Below are 16,256 nucleotides of genomic sequence, written 5' to 3' on the forward strand. Positions count from 1 at the left end.
GGGCGTCAGTGGCTGAACAAACCCGGCGCGCGCGCCGGCTTGCGGCGCGGGAACCCGCGCTCCAGCACCGAGGCCAGTGCGGGCAGCGCCGTCATCGCCATCAGCAGGTTGACGAGGAACATGAACGCCAGCAGCTTGCCCATGTCGGCCTGGAACTTCAGCGCAGAGAAGCTCCACGTCGCGACGCCGATCGCCAGCGTGATCGCCGTGAAGATCGTCGCCACGCCCACTTCGAGCATCGCGTGCTGGACCGCCTTCACGATCGTCTGGCCGCCCGCGAGGTGCACCTGCAGCCGGTTGTAGATGTAGAACGCGTAATCCACGCCGATGCCCACCGCCAGCACCATGACCGGCAGCGTCGCGACCGTCAGCCCGATCTGCAGCGCCTTCATGAACCAGTAGCCGATGAAGGTCGCGACCGACAGCGGCAGGCAGCACGCGAGCATCGCGCGCCAGTCGCGGTACGCGAGGAACACGAGGATCAGGATCGCGGCGTACACGTACAGCATCATCGGCAGCTCGCTCTTCTCGACCTCGTCGTTGGTGGCGGCCAGCACGCCGGCATTGCCCGCCGCGAGCCGGACGTTGACGCCCGGGAACACGTGCGACGCGCGGTACTGCTTCACGTCGTCGAGAATCCGGTTGATCGTCGTCGCCTTGTGGTCGGTCAGGAACAGGTGCACGGCCGTCATGCTGCAGTCGCCGTTCATGAAGCCCTTGATGCGGCCGGCGTCGACCGACACCGCCCCGTAGTTCTCGGGCGCGATCGGCACGACGTTCATCTTCGGGTAGTCCTCGTTGTAGCCCTGGTTGTAGGTGCGCAGCAGCGCCGAATACGACTGCACCGACACGACGCCCGGCTCGGTGCGCATCGCCGCCGTGAAGTCGTCTTCGTACAACCCGACCGCCGGGTTGTCGCACGCCTTGCCGCTCGACTCGATCGCGACCGTCAGCCAGTCGAGGCCCATGTCGTAGTTGCCCGCGATCGACGTCGCATCGCGATTGAAGCGCGCGTCCGCGCGCAGCTCCGGCGCCCCCGGCTGCAGCGTGCCGATCACGCGGTCGCGGCTTTGCCAGGCGGCCAGCGCGAACACCACCAGCGTCGCCGCGACGGTCACGCCCGCATACTTCGGCTGCGCGATGCGTGCGAGCCCGCGCAGCCACGCCGAGCGCCGCTCGCCGCGCTTCAGCGCGCTGTCCGCATAGGTCTTCGTGAAGTTGAAGCAGGACGCCGCGACCGGCAGCAGGATCAGGTTCGTGACGATCTTGTATGCAACACCCAGCGACGCGGTGATCGCGAGTTCCCGCACCATCGGAATCGGAATCAGCAGCAGCGTGATGAACGACACGAACGCGGTGATGAGCGCGAGCACGCCGGGAATCAGCAGGCCGCTGAAGCTGCGCCGCGCCGCTTCGTACGAGCCGTGCCCGTGCGAAATCTCGCGCACGATGAAGTTCACCTGCTGCACGCCGTGCGACACGCCGATCGCGAACACGAGGAACGGCACCAGCACCGCGAGCGGGTCGAGACCGAAGCCCAGCAGCTTCAGCGTGCCGAACTGCCAGACGAGCGACGTGAGCGAGCAGACGATCAGCAGCACGGTGAAGCGAACCGAATGGCAGTACCAGTAGACGGCCAGCGCGGTCAGCAGCAGCGCGACGCCGCAGAAGCCGAGCACGGCGGTCGCGCCGTCGGCGATGTCGCCGATCTGCTTCGCGAAGCCGATGACCTGGATCTCGTAGCCGGCGTCCTCGAACGGCTTGCGGATCTGCTGTTCGAGCAGACGGTTGAACGCGACGTAGTCGAGCACCTTGCCGTCGCGATCGCGTTCGTTCAGCTCGGCCGTGATCATCGCGCTGTCCTCGTCGTGCGAGACGAGCGTGCCGACATAGCCGCCGAGCGTCGTCGCACGGCGGATATTCGCGACGATCCCGGGCGTCAGCTGGTCGGGCGTGATGGTGCCCGAGATGATCGGCTCCGCGCGAAACCCTTCATCGGTGATCTCGTTGACGAACGCGTTCGGCGTCCACAGCGAGCGCACGCCGATCCGATCCACGTTCGGCAGGTAGGTGACCGCCTGCGTCACCTTGTACAGCCGCGTCAACCCTTCCTTTGTCCAGATCGGTCCCTTCCGGGCCCGCACGACGACGGTGATCCGGTTCGCGCCGAGCAGGTCGTTACGATATTTCTGAAACGTCCGGATGTATTCATGGCCGATCGGCATCTGCTTCTCGAAGCCGGCGTCCATGCGCAACTGCACCGCGAACACGGCCATCGCGGCGGTGAACAGCCCGATCGCGGCAAGCACGATCGCGCGATGGCCGAAGAAGCCTCTTTCCAGACGGCTGACTAGACGATTGAGCACGACGTTACCCCTTCAAGTATTCCGGCGGCGCACGACGTGCGCCATCTCCCATGAGTTCCCGCGTCAGAAGTTCCGGGTCACGAACAAGCCGACGAAATTGCGATCCGCGTACGGCTGACCAACCGTGTTGTGCCCGCCGAAGAACGCCGCGAAGTTGATGCCCGCCTGCCACTTCGGCGGATTCTGGTTGAACAGCACGTAGACGTTCACCGATTTCGCGCCCTGCATGTAGTTCGCGCTGAACGTCGGCGTGTAGCCGTACAGCCCGGTGGTGAAGGTCACGCCGGGCGTCACCTGCCAGCCGGGGATCAGCGTGCCGTCATACGTCCAGTTGAAGTCGATCGTCGCGCCCACCGAGCTCGACGTGCCCTGCCCCGCCGTGATCGGATAGCCGAGCCCCGAGTTGTTGTTCAGCCACGGGAAATAGCCGGTCGCCGGCACCTGCGTGACCGGCTGACCGTTGATCGTGCGTGTGACGCTCGATCCGAGGCCCGGGTAATAGATCCACGTCAGTTCCCAGGTCAGCGCGGCGGAATCCGCACCGAGCAGCTTGAGGAACGGATACTCGCTGCGGGTCAGTGCCAGCAGGCCGTTGATGTCCAACTGAAACTTCTTCTTGTCGACCCACTGCTGGCAGTTGGTCCCCGGTACGCCGTTCGTGTTCAGGTCCAGCGGGCCGCCCGCGCCGAAGCAGCTCGACAACGCGACGGCGTCGCGCGGCCGGTACGACAGTTCCGTGCCGATCGCCCACGGGCCGAGGCCGAAGTTCGCGCTGGCGCCGAACAGCTGGCGGTTGCCGAGATACGACCACTGCGCGGTGCCGTTCGCCAGCGTCGAGAGCACCGGGGACTTGTCGATGTAGTTGATGTAGTAGAACGCGAAGTTCGCGTCGAACGAACGCGGCGAGTAGTTGAACTTCACGCCGAACTGCGGCCGGTATTTCGCCGGCAGCTGCGTCGAGACCGGAATGCCGATGTCGTTGAACGGCGGCCCGGAAAAGCTGCCGTTCACGAGCCCGTTCTTGATGCCGTCGAGCGTTCCCTGATTGCCTGCCGCGCCGCCCCCGCCGATCGCGTTCGCAATCGTGCCCGCACCGGGGCCCGCCACGTTGAGGTTGTTCGTGTTGATCGTGAACGGTTCCGCACCACGGCCGAACACGTTGGCCAGCGACCAGTACGAGCCGACCGGCGGGTAGCGGTTGCCGTTCCACTGGAACTGGTAGTAAGCCTCGGTGCTGAACCCGTGGGACAGATCCGCGGCCACGCTCAGCATCGGCGCGGGGAGCAGCGCCTGCTTGAGCTGCGTGCCAGGAATCAGCAGCTTCTGGGTGTCGAGCGAGTTGGTCGTATTGATGCCGCTCTGCGCGAACACGCTCTCGCCCCAGTTGATCACCTGGTTGCCGAGCCGCACGTGCGCGTTCCTGCCGCCGATCGTGAAATCCTTCTGCGCCCACAGGTCGAGCAATTGCGCGTTGTAGACCACCTGCGCGGACGCGGTGCTCGACAGCGGCGTTCTGGCCGTGTTCCCGGCCAGGAAGTCGTACATCCCCGTGCCGCGCACCATGAACTTCAGCCCCTCGCCCGGCATCTTCAGCAGCAGTTCGCTGGTCGCGCTGAGGTACGTGCTGAACGGCTGCCCTTTCCGGTAGTTCAGGTCGCCGTTGTCGCCGTAGCCCCACTGGTTGGTGTTGGCCGCCGCGCCGCACCCGTAGGCATTCGGGTCGCCGGTGAGCGAGCAGCTCGGACTCTTGGTGCGGATGCCCGCGCCCGCCGTGAGATTGGTCACCCACGAACCCTGGACAGCGCCTTCTCCCATCGTGAAATCGTATCCGTATGCACTCGACGTCGCCGCACCCAGCACGGCAATCGAAATCGTAGTCATCCTAACGACCTTCTTCGCTTTCATCGCCCCACCTCACCCAAACCGGATGCCGACGGCGCGCTCGCGCGCGTCGGCTCTATGAGTTATTTATGCAGCATGCTTCAGCGATCGCTGACCGAGCGCAGCGATTCCGCCGTGAAGAAATCCGGCTTGAAGCGCGGATCGTTGACCTGCTGATACCAGCGAACGTCCTTGCCCTGGCCGATCGTCGACGAATCGACCACATAGCGTCCGTTGATCAGGTCGTACTGCACGAACGGTTCGTTGTCGCAGGTGCCGCCCAGCTCCCACACCGGGATCGGATAGCTCTCGCGCACCTTCCACAGCTTGCCCTGCGCGTCGTAGTCCTCGCCGACGAGCGCGAGCCAGCTGTCCTCGTCCAGATAGAACACCTTCTTCGACGCGACGTGGCGCGCGCTCGGCTTGACCGTCGCCTCGACCACCCACACGCGATGCACCTCGTAGCGGCGATGACCGGCGGCGATGCCGTTCGGCGTCGCGACGTCACGCAGCTTGGCGTTGAAGGTGTACATGCCGAACGCGTTGTACGGCACGATCATGTCCTTCTTGCCCATCAGCTTCCAGTTGAACCGGTCGATGGGGCCGTTGAACATGTTCGCTTCGTCGATCAGATACTGGTTCTCGAAGCCGATCAGCGGCGCATCGTGCGTATAGGCCGGCATGCGTCTCACCCGGCGTTGCCCGGGGAAGTAGTAGTACGTTTCCGATACCTTGTCGAAATACTGGCGCTGCACGAACGCCTGCCCGGCCAGCGCCGCCGGCGAGTTGGCCGTGAAGTAGGCGGCCAGGCTGAGCTGGTCGACGTCCTGCGGCGAGCTCTTGCCCAGCTTGCCCGACGGGAAGAAGAAGACCTGCGGGCCGATCCCGTCGATCCATTCGCCGCCGCCCGGGCGAGGCGAAATGGTCGTGACGTCCAGCGGCCATTCGATGCCTTCGCCGCGATACCGCATTTCATAGTTCAGGATCGCTTCGGCGCCGCTCTTCGGCTGCGGGAACGGCACGCCGGGCAGAATCGCCGACTGTAACGTCTCGCCGTTCGACGCGAGCTTCGCCGACGTCAGGTTCGCCTTCGAGTTCTGTTCGACGACCTCCGGGAACTGACATTCGCGATGCGACGGATAGACGTCCATCCGATAGCCTTTCTGCTGCTTGATCAGCTGGATCTGTCCCGGCGTGAGCTGGCTGGCGTACTTGTCGACGTTCGCGGCGTCGATCGAGTAAAGCGGCTTCTCGCTCCGATGCTTCCAGAATTCGCCGCGAACCTTCCCGTATTCCCAGCCGGAGGGCGTCGCCTGCCGGCCGGCGAACGCGGGCACGGTGCCGTCCTTGTTCGCGCCGCGCTCAGCCCCGACCGGCGTGAGATCGTCCGCCGCGGCGGTTTCACCGGCCACGAGCAGCAAGGCCGCCGCGATGACCGACACGGCTCCGAGTGTGTGCTTCTTCATCATGAGTCTCCTTCCGATTCCGCATTCATTCGCCGGTCGCGCCACTGACGGACGGTCGGCGTTCGTTCCGATCCGGTTGTTCGGCCAACCGGCCAGGCCACTTTCCGGCGGCGCCGCGCCTCGACCCGGTCGATCGAGAAACCAGCAAGCGCGCCGCCGGATATTCGTCACACAAATACTCAGGACTGCGACTTTTATCGGCCGCATGCCCAAAGTCTGGTAGAAAGGCGCGGCTCACTCCATAGGCACTCCGCTTGATTGCGCCGGGTCCCGACCGGTCCGGCGCAACCCGTCCTGACCGGCCGGAAACGGCATCCGCGACGCCGCGCCGGCCGGGCGGTTCACGGGGCTGCCGAACTCAGGCCGCACCCGACCCGGCGACCGCCACCGCCCGGATTTCGACGCACAGCCCCGGCAGCGCGAGCTGCGTCACGCCGACCGCGGTCCACGACGGGTAGCGGTCCGGAAAATATTCGTCCTTGACGGCCGCGAAGGCCTCGGTTTCGCCCTGAAGGTTGGTGTGGAAAGTCGTCAGCTCGACGACGTCGGCGAGGCTCGCGCCCGCCTCCACGAGAATCGCCTTCAGCGACTCGAAGGCGATCCGGGCTTGCGCCTGCACACCCTCGCCCGGCTTCATGTCCGCGCCGATCCCGACCTGGCCCGACACCCAGATCGTGTCGCCCACGCGCGTGGCCGGCGCGAAATGGTAGGCGTCGTACCATGCCTTGAACCCGGGCGGAACGATCGCTTGCCGCTTGTTGACTGCTGCCATGAGTTGACTCCTTTGTTCAAACGAGTTGACGGAAACAGGGGGCGCGGAACGGATCGCCGGCCTTCAGCGACGCCAGTTCCTCGACGAACAGCACGCCCACCGGCGAGTAGCCGGACATGCTGTCGTCGGGCAACGGGCTGTAGACGGCGTCGTCGCCGAAGAAGCGCAGCACGAGCGTGTGGCGGTCCGGGAAGTCCGGATCGACCACCCCGCCGCCGTGCAGCACGCCGGGATGCAGCAGCAGGACGTCGCCCGGCTTGGTTGCCCACGAAATGACGTCGTACGCATTCGGGTCAGCGCGGCGCTCGGCCTCGATGTCCGGCATCCGCGGCCAGACGCCGCCGCCGTGCAGCGGTTCGGTCGGATCGTCGGCGTTCTGGAACGTCGTGCCGTCGTGACGCGGGCCGCGATGCGAACCACGGACGATCTCCAGCGCATTGCGCTTGGGGACGGCCTCGAAGCTGATCCACGCATTGCCGAAGTGCATCCCTTGCCACGGCAGGTACGACGTGTCCTGGTGCCACAGCGAGCGGGCACCCTTGCCGCCCTTCTTGAGAAAGAGTTCCTCGGCGAAATACCAGACGTTCTTCGAGCCCCACAGCTCGGCAAACAGCTTGCCGATCGGCAGCTTGCTGACCAGTTCGTCGAGCCGTTCCTTCGCGTACGGATTGGCGTTGTCGACGTGCGACTTGAACTCGGTGCCGTCGAGGATGCTGGAGACCATCGGTCCGGGATTCTCGATACCCCAGTCGAATGCCGTCCGGCACATCGCCAGCTGTTCGTCGTCGAGCAGGCCTTCGATCAGTACCGCCCCGTCTTCCGCGAAAGCCTTGCGCTTGGATTCATCCATCGGTCATCTCCTGATGAGTCAAATGAGAGCCCGGTCGCGGATGCTTCCGGCCGTTTCTCTCGTAGAACATGTTGCCAATGTTAGGTCATGATGACAAAAACAAAAAAAAGAAAAAGACCGGGTATTCCCTGTCCTGTGCAGCGTGTGGATCAGGGAGCAAGAACAGGCAATGCGACAGCGACCGCGGAACGCCGGCGACTGTCACCGGATCGGGAAGAGACGGGTCGAACCGGCACGGCGTGCGAGCCGATAAGCGGAGAGGCCGCGACTCGGCGCGCCTTCAATCAGGCGCACGATCGAACACCGCTCGCGCAAAGAAGCCGGCCAGCACCGCGTCGGCCAGTTCGTCGGTGACACGCTGCGGATCGACGGCGCAACAGGACTGCACGCCGTCGCACAGCCCCAGCAGCCCGACCGCCAGCACCTCCGCGGGCAGCGGCAGCGGCGCACCCGTGCGTTCCGCGAGAGCCGCGACGTACGCCGTCATCCGGTCCTGCCTGTCCCGCAGAAATGCGTTGAAATGCTCGCGGAACCGCGCATCGCGAGCCGCATGCAGTTTCGCTTCCATCCACATCAGGAACGACTCGTGCCGGCGAACGTGCTGCCGATAGTGCTCGAGCGCCATCCTTTGCATCGCGTCGCGGGGCCCGCCCGCTTCGAGAATCCGCTGCAATTCCGCGTTGATCCCGTCGCAATCGCGCTTGAGCAACTCGAGCAGCAGCTCGGTCTTGTCACTGAAATTCGAATAGAACGCGCCGCGCGTGCGGCCGGCCAATATCGCGATCTCCTCGATGCTCGCCGCGACGTATCCCTTCTTCAGGAACACTGCGCGCGCGGCGGTCAGCAGGCATTCACGCGTCCGATCCCGCTTCTGCACCCGGGTCAAGCGTGGCGGCTTCACGGGCGTGCATCCGGCTGCCGCCATCGGCGGCGCATCGGGCCAGGAAGCGCGCGAATCCGTACGAGATTCATTCGTCATGTCTCTCCGGATCCATACCGAACCGCTTTCCCGACGATGTGCGTGGTCATGCAGGGCGACGATGCCGGTCCCGTGCCGACGGGATGTCCCCGACGCGATCGGTCCGATTGGCGCGCTCCAGCGCGCAATACGCGTAATAGAGCGAGGCCGTGACGTACGACCACGTGACCAGCGCGAGCACAAAGAAATTGAACACGACGTTATGCGCGTCGCCGGGTATCGGGTAGAAATCGTAGATGCAGGCGATCACCTGCGATGCGACCAGGGCCACGGTCGTGGTCACCGCATGAAACAGCTGCCCCGCGCCCAGCAATCTCCGCACGAAGCAGGCCAGATAGATCGACAGGAGCATCCACATCGCGACGTAGAAGTAAGGCAACACCTTGGCCATGAAACCGGCGCCCACCAGCACGGCGGTTCCCACGAAGGACATCCCGAACAGCGCGACATCCTGGCGCGCCGACGGCTTGTAGCCGTGCGTCACCGCCATCAGGCCCGCGACGGCGACGATCGGCATGCCGAACCCTCGGGAAAACGCATCCAGCACATGCGAGACAAGACCCGAGATCTCGAAGCCGGTTGCAAAATAGATCAGCGCGTTGGTCGAGGAAACCGTCACGATCAGCCACTCGATCCCCAGCAGGTAGTTGCGCTTCTTGAGAAACTTCCAACCGTAGATGCACGTCGTCGTTGCCAGCAACGCACTGGCCATGCAAAGCACGAAAGTTCTTTGATCCATGATTAAATGCCTCCTCCCGATTGCACTGGATTGATCATTGCTGCGCCGGCTTGACGCTAGCCAGATAGTGAGCCACCGCCTTGCGGTCTTCCGGCGACATGGCCGCGACGACGCGCTGCATCGTCCCGGTGGATTCGCTGCGCGTGCCGGCGGCAAACGCGTCGAGCTGCTTCAGCACGTAGTCGACGCCTTGACCCGCGAGGCGCGGAAACGGGCCCTGGCCCATCAGTTGCGCGCCGTGACACGCCGCGCATGCCCCTGCCTTCGCCAGTTGCTCGCCTCGCGCCTTCAACCGGGCATCCGGCTCGAAGAAACGATTCTCGGCAGGGGCCTGCTTCGCGTAGTAGTCGGACAGGCGCTTGATCTCGGCGTCGCTCAGCGTCATCGCGAGCGGGCCCATGATCGGATTGGCCCGCTGCCCATCGGCAAACTTGTGCAATTGCTCCGCGACGTATGACGGCGGCTGTCCCGCCAGGCTCGGGTAGCCCTGATTCAGCGAATTGCCGTTGACGCCGTGGCAGCCGAGGCACACGTCGGGCAAGCGCGGCCACTGGCCGCCGTCGGCCTGACTGGCCTGCGCGGACGTCGTGACGTAGCGCTGCAGACGATAGAGATCGACGAGACCGGGGCCGTAAATCGCAAGCAGGACCACGACGATGGCGGCAACGGCAAACAGGATGCGTTTCTTCATGTCGGCTCTCCTTATGCCCGGCGCAGCGCATTGAGCACCTGGAGCGCACCCTGGTGGCCCGAACGCACGGCGCCATCCATGTAGCCGGCCCAGATGTTCGCCGTTTCGGTGCCCGACCAGATCAGGTTGCCGCAAGGCGGCCGCAGTGCCTCGCCATGCGCGCTCCAGAAACCCGGCGGAATCGCGGACACGCAGGTGATCGTCCACGAATCCGCCTGCCCCCAGTCGCGATCGTGGTAAGCCACCGGGGACAACGCTTCCTTGCCCCACGCCTGCGCATAGAGCTCCGTATGCATGCGCTTCGCCGCCTGAAGGTCCGACGGCATCACCGCGTTCTTGACGAACGCATTGATGATCCCGATCTCGCCCCCCGGAGGCGAGTTGTCGTAGGCCCAGATGATCGGTCCGTCGAACTGGAAGATGTGGCCGTTCAACCCCTTGTCGCGCCAGAACGGGCGCTTGTAGATCATCGCCGTCTTGCGCGCCGGCGAATGAGCAGGCCATGCGCGCTGCAGCGCGGCCCGCTTGTCCGGCAGCGGCGGATCGAATTGCACCTGATTGCACAACGCCGGATGGATGGCCATGATGACTTTCCGGGCGCGCACCACGCCACGGTCCGTATGCAGCGCGACGACCTCGCGATCCCAGTCGGCGATCCGGCGCACCGGCGACGACAGGCGCACCTTGTCGCCGAGCTGCCGGGCCATCTTGATGCTGAGGATCTGCGAGCCGCCGACGAAGCGGGTTTCCTGGGCGCTATGCCGGATGGAGTCGAGCTGCGAGTAATCGCAATCGGCCGAGTTGATCATCGAAAGGAAGTGCAGCAGCCCCATCTTGGCCGGCATCACGCCGCCGGAAAGCGCGACCGACCCGTTCCATCCCACCTGATCTTCAGCCGCGATGTTCTGCGCGGCCAGCCAGTCGCCGACCGAAAGCTTGTCGAGCTCGGCGAGCTTCGGCGATTTCCACGGCGCGCCCGACGGCACGTCGCGCGACAGCTTGCCGAGCTTCGCGCCGATGGCCTCGTCGGTGCCGAAGGTGCCGTTCAGGTCCACCTCCACGCGGCCGTCGCCGCCGAGCACGACCGTCTTTCCCTTGTAGTAGCTCGGGAAGGTGTCGACCTCCAGCTCGCGCGCCAGATCCGCCACGGCGGTCTGGCCGGGCCCGATCCACTGGCCCCCGACTTCGGTGACATAGCCGCCGCCCGCGTCGTAGTTGAGCGTCCGCCCGCCCACGCGGTCCCGCGCTTCCAGGACCAGGAACGACTCGCAGCCGGCGTGGCGCAGGTCGCGCGCGGCGGTCAGGCCGGCCAGCCCCGCGCCGACGATGACGACATCGAGCACGTCGCCCGGGTTGCCGGCCGCCTGGGCGGCGCCGGCGTTTGCACGGGCGGCGCCCATTGCGATACCCGCGGCGGCGACGGAGGTGCCGGCGTACTTGAGCCATTGCCTTCGCTGCAGGTCGGCCGAACGGTTGGGTGAAGACTTCTTCGCCATGGTGTCTTTTCTCATGCCAGGAAAGTCGTGCGTCAGTGGCCCGTCGAGGCAGCGCGCGCGAAACGGTTGCCCGGAATCTGGATCCGGATCGAGTCGAAGGAAATGCGCCGGCGGCCATAAATCCTTTCGGCTTCCGAAATAAAACCCCTTCGGCACCGGAAGGATTTCTGGCTTCCTGCCTCATCATTATTAGTACATGTTACAAAACATAGGTCATGATACATAACATTACGGAGAAAAAAAAAGACAGGGTATTCCCCTGTCTTCAGACTGCTGACGCGCCCCGCTCAAAAACCGGATTCGACAGGCCGCCGGCGAACATCCCGATGCCGGCTGCCCGTTCCGGGCCAGGCGCGTGTGCCGCGCGCGACGCGCCGGCCTGGCGTCATTGCGCTTTCGCCATCGGCGCGACGTCGGTATCCGTCAGGCCGCCGCCGAGCGCCTTGTAAAGCGCAACGGCATTGCCGAGTTCGCTGCGTCGCAGGTCGAGCAACGCCTGTCGCGCCGCATACAGTTGCCGCTGCGAATCCAGCAGTTCCAGTCGCCCTTCGATGCCCGCGCGATAGCGCAGGTTCGACAGGTCGGTGCGGCGTTCGGCGCTGACGACCACGCGGGTTTGCGCGTCGATCTGCCGGCCGTAGGTTTCGCGGCCGGCGAGGCCGTCCGCGACCTCGCGGAACGCGGTCTGGATCGCCCGCTCGTATTCGGCGACGGCACTCGACTTGCGCACCTCCGCCAGACGCAGTTCGGAACGCAGCCTGCCGCCCTGGAAGATCGGCACCGTCACTTGCGGAGAGAAGGCCCACGTACGCTGGCCGCCGTCGAACAGGTTGCCGAAGGTCGGGCTGATGAAGCCCAGCGTCGTCGTCAGCGACAACCGCGGGAAGAACGCGGCGCGCGCCGCCCCGATATCCGCGTTGGCGGCCACCAGGTTCTGCTCGGCCTGCAGGATGTCCGGCCGCCGGAACAGCAGCTCGGACGGCAACCCCGCCGGCAGCCTGGTGATGACCGGCTGGCGCTCCAGCGGCACCGGTTCGGGCAGGTCCTTGGGCAGCTCGGTGCCGACCAGCAGCCGCAGCGCGTTGCGCGCCTGGTCGACGGCGCGCGTGCGCGCTTCGAGGTCCGCGGCCGCGCTCGCGACCTGGCCTTCGGCCTGCGCGACGTCGACGCCGCTGGCCTGATGGGCTTCCCTCAGGCGCAGCGCCAGGTCGAGCGACTGCCGCCAGTCGGCGAGCGTGCGTTCGGACAGCGCGCGCTGCTCCTGCGCGAGGCGCTCGGCAAAGTACGCATCCGCCACCGCGCCGACGAGCGAGATCTGCACGGCCCGGCGCCCTTCGTCGGTTGCCAGATAGCGCGCAAAGGCGGCATCCGACAACGACTTCACGCGGCCGAACAGATCGATCTCGAACGCGCTGATCCCGACGTTCACGCCGTACTGATTCTGCGTGGATTCGAGGATCGGCGGGTTCGATTGCGAATCCGCGGGGGTGCGCTGGCGCGTAAAGCCGGCGCCGGCATTGATGGACGGCAGCCGGGCCGAGCGCTGGATGCCGTACTGGGCCTGCGCCGCCTCCACGTTCAGCGTGGCCAGGCGCAGGTCGCGATTGTGCTCGAGCGCGAGCTCGATCAGGCGCTGCAGGCGGCGATCGCCGAACATCGTGCGCCAGCCGAGATCGGCCGCGTGCGCACCGGCTTCCGGCGCGGCGCCTTGCGTGTAGGCGGTCGGCACCGGCAGCTCGGGCTTCACCAGCGTGGGCGCCAGCGAACAGGCCGACAACGCCAGCACCATCGGAAGAATCAGCGACCTCATCACATGCACTCTTTTGTCAGCGGAAACATTAGGCGGCGTCATCGCATTGCCCCTTGGGTTCATGCCCCGGCGACGCAGGTTTCCGGCGCGACGCCTTCCACTGCTCGATGCGCTCCTGCGCGCCCATCACGAACACGAAGAACACCGGGACGAAGAAAATGGCCAGCACCGTGGCGGTCACCATCCCGCCGAACACGCCGGTGCCGATCGCGTGCTGCGTCTCGGCGCTCGCGCCCACCGCGATCATCAGCGGCACCACGCCCAGGCCGAACGCCAGCGACGTCATCAGGATCGGGCGCAGCCGCAGCCGCGACGCCTCCACGGCTGCCTCGATGAGCCCCTTGCCTTCCTCGCGCAACTGCTTCGCGAATTCGACGATCAGGATCGCGTTCTTCGCGGACAGGCCGATCACGGTGATCATCCCGACCTTGAAGTACACGTCGTTGGGCAGCCCGCGGAGCATCACCGCGCCGATCGCGCCGATCAGGCCCAGCGGCACGACCAGCATCACCGACAGCGGGATCGACCAGCTCTCGTAGAGCGCGGCCAGCACCAGGAACACCACGACCATCGACAGCGCCATCAGCATCGGCGCCTCCGAAGCGGACTGGCGCTCCTGCAGCGACTGGCCCGTCCACGCGACCGAGAAGCCCGGCGGCAACTGCTTGGCCAGACGCTCCATCTCGTCCATGGCCGCGCCGCTCGAGTAGCCGGGCGCGGCCATGCCCGAGATGCGCGCGGCCGGGTAGCCCTGGTAGCGCACCATCTGCAGCGGCGTATCGGACCAGACCGGCCGGACCACTTCGGACAACGGCACCATGCCGCCGCTCGCGTTGCGCACGTAGAGCTTCATCACGCTGTCGATCTGCATCCGCGCCGGCGCATCGGCCTGGATGATCACCTGCTGCATGCGCCCCGCATTCGGGAAGTCGTTGACGTAGGTCGAGCCCATCGCGCCGGACAGCGTGTCGCTGATGCTCGTGAACGACACGCCCAGCGCCTCGGCCTTCTGCCGGTCGATGTCCAGGCGGATGCTGGCGCCGGCCGGCAGGCTGTCCGGATAGACGCCAACCACGACCTTGCTTTGCGCCGCGAGCTCGAGCAGCCTGGCCTCGGCCGCCTTGAGCGCCGCATTGCCCTGGTTCGCGCGGTCCTGCAGGCGCATCGAGAAGCCCGAGCTGGTGCCCAGCTCGTCGATCGCCGGCGGCATCAGGCTCATCACCGAGCCTTCGGTCACGCCCGCCATCGCCTGCTGGGCCTGCATCGCTTCGTCCATGGCCGTCGCGCCGTTACGCTTGTCCCAGTCCTTCAGCACCGCGTAATTCAATGCCGCGTTCGGACCCAAGCCGGAGAAGCCGTAGCCGACGATCGAAATGCTGGACTCGATCCCGGGGCGCGACGCGATATGCCGCTCGAGCGTCTTGACCACATCCCGCGTGCGCTCGGCCGTCGAGTCGGACGGCAGCAGGAAGCCCGTCATGAAGTAGCCCTGATCCTCCTCGGGCAGGAACGACGACGGCAGCTCGCGGAAGCCGGCCACCAGCACGCCGCAGATCGCGACGAACAGCAGCATCACCCGTCCCGCGCGGCCGATCAGCCGGCCGACGCGCGTCGCGTACCACTGCGTCATGCGGTCGAAACGGCGGTTGAACCAGCCGAAGAAGCCGCGCTTCTCGTGGTGCCCATGCGCGATCGGCTTGAGCATCGTCGCGCACAGCGCGGGAGTCAGCGTGAGCGCGAGGAGCGCCGAGAACAGGATGGACACCGCCATCGCCATCGTGAACTGCTGGTAGATCACGCCGACCGAGCCGCTGGACATCGCCATCGGCAGGAACACGGCGGTCAGGACCAGCGTGACGCCGATGATCGCGCCGGTGATCTCCTTCATCGCCTTGACCGTCGCGTCCTTCGGCGACAGGCCCTCCTCCGCCATCAGGCGCTCGACGTTCTCCACCACGACGATCGCGTCGTCGACGATGATGCCGATCGCGAGCACCATGCCGAACATGGTCAGCACGTTGATCGAGAAGCCGGAGGCCAGCATGACCGTGAAGGTGCCGAGCATCGCGACCGGCGCCACGATCGCGGGGATCAGCGTGTAGCGCACGTTCTGCAGGAACAGGTACATCACCAGGAACACCAGCACCATCGCCTCGAGCAGCGTATGGAGCACCTTCTCGATCGAGATCTTGACGAAGGGCGCGGTGTCGAACGGGATCGAATCGCTCATGCCCGACGGCATCGATTTGCGCAGCTCCTCCAGCCGCGCCCGCACGGCATCCGCGGTCTTGACCGCGTTGCCGCCCGGCGAGAGCTGCACGCCGGCGATGACGGCGGGCTTGCCGCTCTCGGTGTTGACGAAGTTGTAGGACTGCGAGCCGAGCTCCACCCGCGCGACGTCGCCCAGCACGACCTTGGAGCCGTTCGCGTTGGCGCGCAGCACGATCGCGGCGAACTGTTCCGGCGTCGTCAGCTGGCCCTGCACGGTCAGCGGCACGGTCACCCGCTGCCCCGACATGGCCGGCAACGCACCGACGCTGCCCGGCGCGATCTGGACGTTCTGCTGGCTGATGGCGGCCGTCAGGTCGCTCATCGACAGGCCGTAGGTGATCAGCCTGGACGGATCGACCCAGATGCGCATCGCCCGTTCGGACCCGAACATCTGCACGCGGCCCACGCCCTCGACGCGACGCAGCTCCTCGACGATGTTGCGCGCCATGTAGTCGGACAGCTCGCCTTCGTCGAAACGGCCGCTATCGGACTTGAGGGCGACGAACAGCAGGAAGCCGGACGAGGCCGACTCGACGATCACGCCGTTCTGCCGCACGACCGCGGGCAAGCGCGGCTCGACGGCCTTCAGCTTGTTCTGCACGTCGACCTGCGCGAGCGCCGGATCCGTGCCGGGCTTGAACGTGACGGTGATCTTCGCGGTGCCGGACGTGTCGGCCGACGACTCGTAGTAGAGCAGGCTCTTGACGCCGGACAGCTCCCGTTCGATCAGGCTCAGCACCCCGTCGCTCATGGTTTGCGGCGTGGCGCCCGGGTAGGTCGCGTTGATGGTGACGGTCGGCGGCGCGACCGTCGGATAGCGCGCGATCGGCAGTTGCGGGATCGCGATCACGCCCATCAGGATGATGAACAGCGCGACGACCCACGCGAAAACCGGGCGCCGGATGAAGAATTGAGACATGGCAGGACGCTCCCCG

At 65.9% G+C, this 16,256-nt stretch carries 11 protein-coding genes; all 11 read right to left on the reverse strand.

What is annotated here, in order from left to right:
* Positions 1-5: 5 nt before the first annotated feature.
* The 11 genes from ACFIMZ_RS36705 to ACFIMZ_RS36755 all read right to left on the reverse strand — a co-directional run bounded on the left by ACFIMZ_RS36705 (position 6) and on the right by ACFIMZ_RS36755 (position 16,240).
* Positions 6-2,366, reverse strand: a complete 2,361-nt coding sequence (locus ACFIMZ_RS36705; RefSeq protein WP_431825585.1) for an efflux RND transporter permease subunit — start codon at positions 2,364-2,366, stop codon at positions 6-8.
* Positions 2,367-2,429: 63 nt separating this feature from the next.
* Positions 2,430-4,271 carry a DUF1302 domain-containing protein gene (locus ACFIMZ_RS36710; protein ID WP_431825586.1) on the reverse strand — a complete coding sequence of 614 codons (1,842 nt, stop codon included), beginning with the start codon at positions 4,269-4,271 and terminating at the stop codon, positions 2,430-2,432.
* Between the two features lie 77 nt (positions 4,272-4,348).
* Positions 4,349-5,716 (reverse strand): DUF1329 domain-containing protein, encoded by a 1,368-nt coding sequence (locus ACFIMZ_RS36715; RefSeq protein ID WP_431825587.1) that lies wholly within the window; start codon positions 5,714-5,716, stop codon positions 4,349-4,351.
* A gap of 355 nt (positions 5,717-6,071) precedes the next feature.
* Entirely contained in the window at positions 6,072-6,485 is a 414-nt protein-coding gene (locus ACFIMZ_RS36720) for a RidA family protein (protein ID WP_431825588.1), read from the reverse strand.
* A gap of 16 nt (positions 6,486-6,501) precedes the next feature.
* On the reverse strand, positions 6,502-7,335 hold the full coding sequence (locus ACFIMZ_RS36725) for a phytanoyl-CoA dioxygenase family protein (protein ID WP_431825589.1): 834 nt from the start codon (positions 7,333-7,335) through the stop codon (positions 6,502-6,504).
* Positions 7,336-7,615: 280 nt separating this feature from the next.
* The gene (locus tag ACFIMZ_RS36730) at positions 7,616-8,236 is read right to left on the reverse strand and encodes a TetR/AcrR family transcriptional regulator (RefSeq protein ID WP_431825590.1); all 621 of its coding nucleotides are present in this window, start codon (positions 8,234-8,236) and stop codon (positions 7,616-7,618) included.
* Positions 8,237-8,360: 124 nt separating this feature from the next.
* On the reverse strand, positions 8,361-9,053 hold the full coding sequence (locus ACFIMZ_RS36735) for a hypothetical protein (protein WP_431825591.1): 693 nt from the start codon (positions 9,051-9,053) through the stop codon (positions 8,361-8,363).
* Positions 9,054-9,087: 34 nt separating this feature from the next.
* Positions 9,088-9,744 carry a c-type cytochrome gene (locus ACFIMZ_RS36740; protein WP_431825592.1) on the reverse strand — a complete coding sequence of 219 codons (657 nt, stop codon included), beginning with the start codon at positions 9,742-9,744 and terminating at the stop codon, positions 9,088-9,090.
* A gap of 11 nt (positions 9,745-9,755) precedes the next feature.
* Positions 9,756-11,240 (reverse strand): flavin monoamine oxidase family protein, encoded by a 1,485-nt coding sequence (locus ACFIMZ_RS36745; RefSeq protein ID WP_431826046.1) that lies wholly within the window; start codon positions 11,238-11,240, stop codon positions 9,756-9,758.
* A gap of 385 nt (positions 11,241-11,625) precedes the next feature.
* Positions 11,626-13,050, reverse strand: coding sequence for an efflux transporter outer membrane subunit (locus tag ACFIMZ_RS36750; RefSeq protein WP_431825593.1), 1,425 nt, complete (start codon positions 13,048-13,050; stop codon positions 11,626-11,628).
* 28 nt (positions 13,051-13,078) lie between these two features.
* Positions 13,079-16,240: a multidrug efflux RND transporter permease subunit gene (locus ACFIMZ_RS36755; RefSeq protein WP_431825594.1), complete on the reverse strand. Its 3,162-nt coding sequence runs from the start codon at positions 16,238-16,240 to the stop codon at positions 13,079-13,081.
* Positions 16,241-16,256 lie beyond the last annotated feature (16 nt).

This window comes from Burkholderia sp. F1, from assembly GCF_050813845.1.
Taxonomy (GTDB): Bacteria; Pseudomonadota; Gammaproteobacteria; order Burkholderiales; family Burkholderiaceae; genus Burkholderia; species Burkholderia ubonensis.

Excerpts from the sequence above, each read along its gene's own strand:
- ACFIMZ_RS36710 (WP_431825586.1), bottom strand. The coding sequence starts at position 4,271 with ATGAAAGCGAAGAAGGTCGTTAGGATGACTACGATTTCGATTGCCGTG.
- ACFIMZ_RS36715 (WP_431825587.1), bottom strand. The coding sequence starts at position 5,716 with ATGATGAAGAAGCACACACTCGGAGCCGTGTCGGTCATCGCGGCGGCC.
- ACFIMZ_RS36720 (WP_431825588.1), bottom strand. The coding sequence starts at position 6,485 with ATGGCAGCAGTCAACAAGCGGCAAGCGATCGTTCCGCCCGGGTTCAAG.
- ACFIMZ_RS36725 (WP_431825589.1), bottom strand. The coding sequence starts at position 7,335 with ATGGATGAATCCAAGCGCAAGGCTTTCGCGGAAGACGGGGCGGTACTG.
- ACFIMZ_RS36735 (WP_431825591.1), bottom strand. The coding sequence starts at position 9,053 with ATGGATCAAAGAACTTTCGTGCTTTGCATGGCCAGTGCGTTGCTGGCA.
- ACFIMZ_RS36740 (WP_431825592.1), bottom strand. The coding sequence starts at position 9,744 with ATGAAGAAACGCATCCTGTTTGCCGTTGCCGCCATCGTCGTGGTCCTG.
- ACFIMZ_RS36745 (WP_431826046.1), bottom strand. The coding sequence starts at position 11,240 with ATGGCGAAGAAGTCTTCACCCAACCGTTCGGCCGACCTGCAGCGAAGG.
- ACFIMZ_RS36750 (WP_431825593.1), bottom strand. The coding sequence starts at position 13,050 with ATGAGGTCGCTGATTCTTCCGATGGTGCTGGCGTTGTCGGCCTGTTCG.
- ACFIMZ_RS36755 (WP_431825594.1), bottom strand. The coding sequence starts at position 16,240 with ATGTCTCAATTCTTCATCCGGCGCCCGGTTTTCGCGTGGGTCGTCGCG.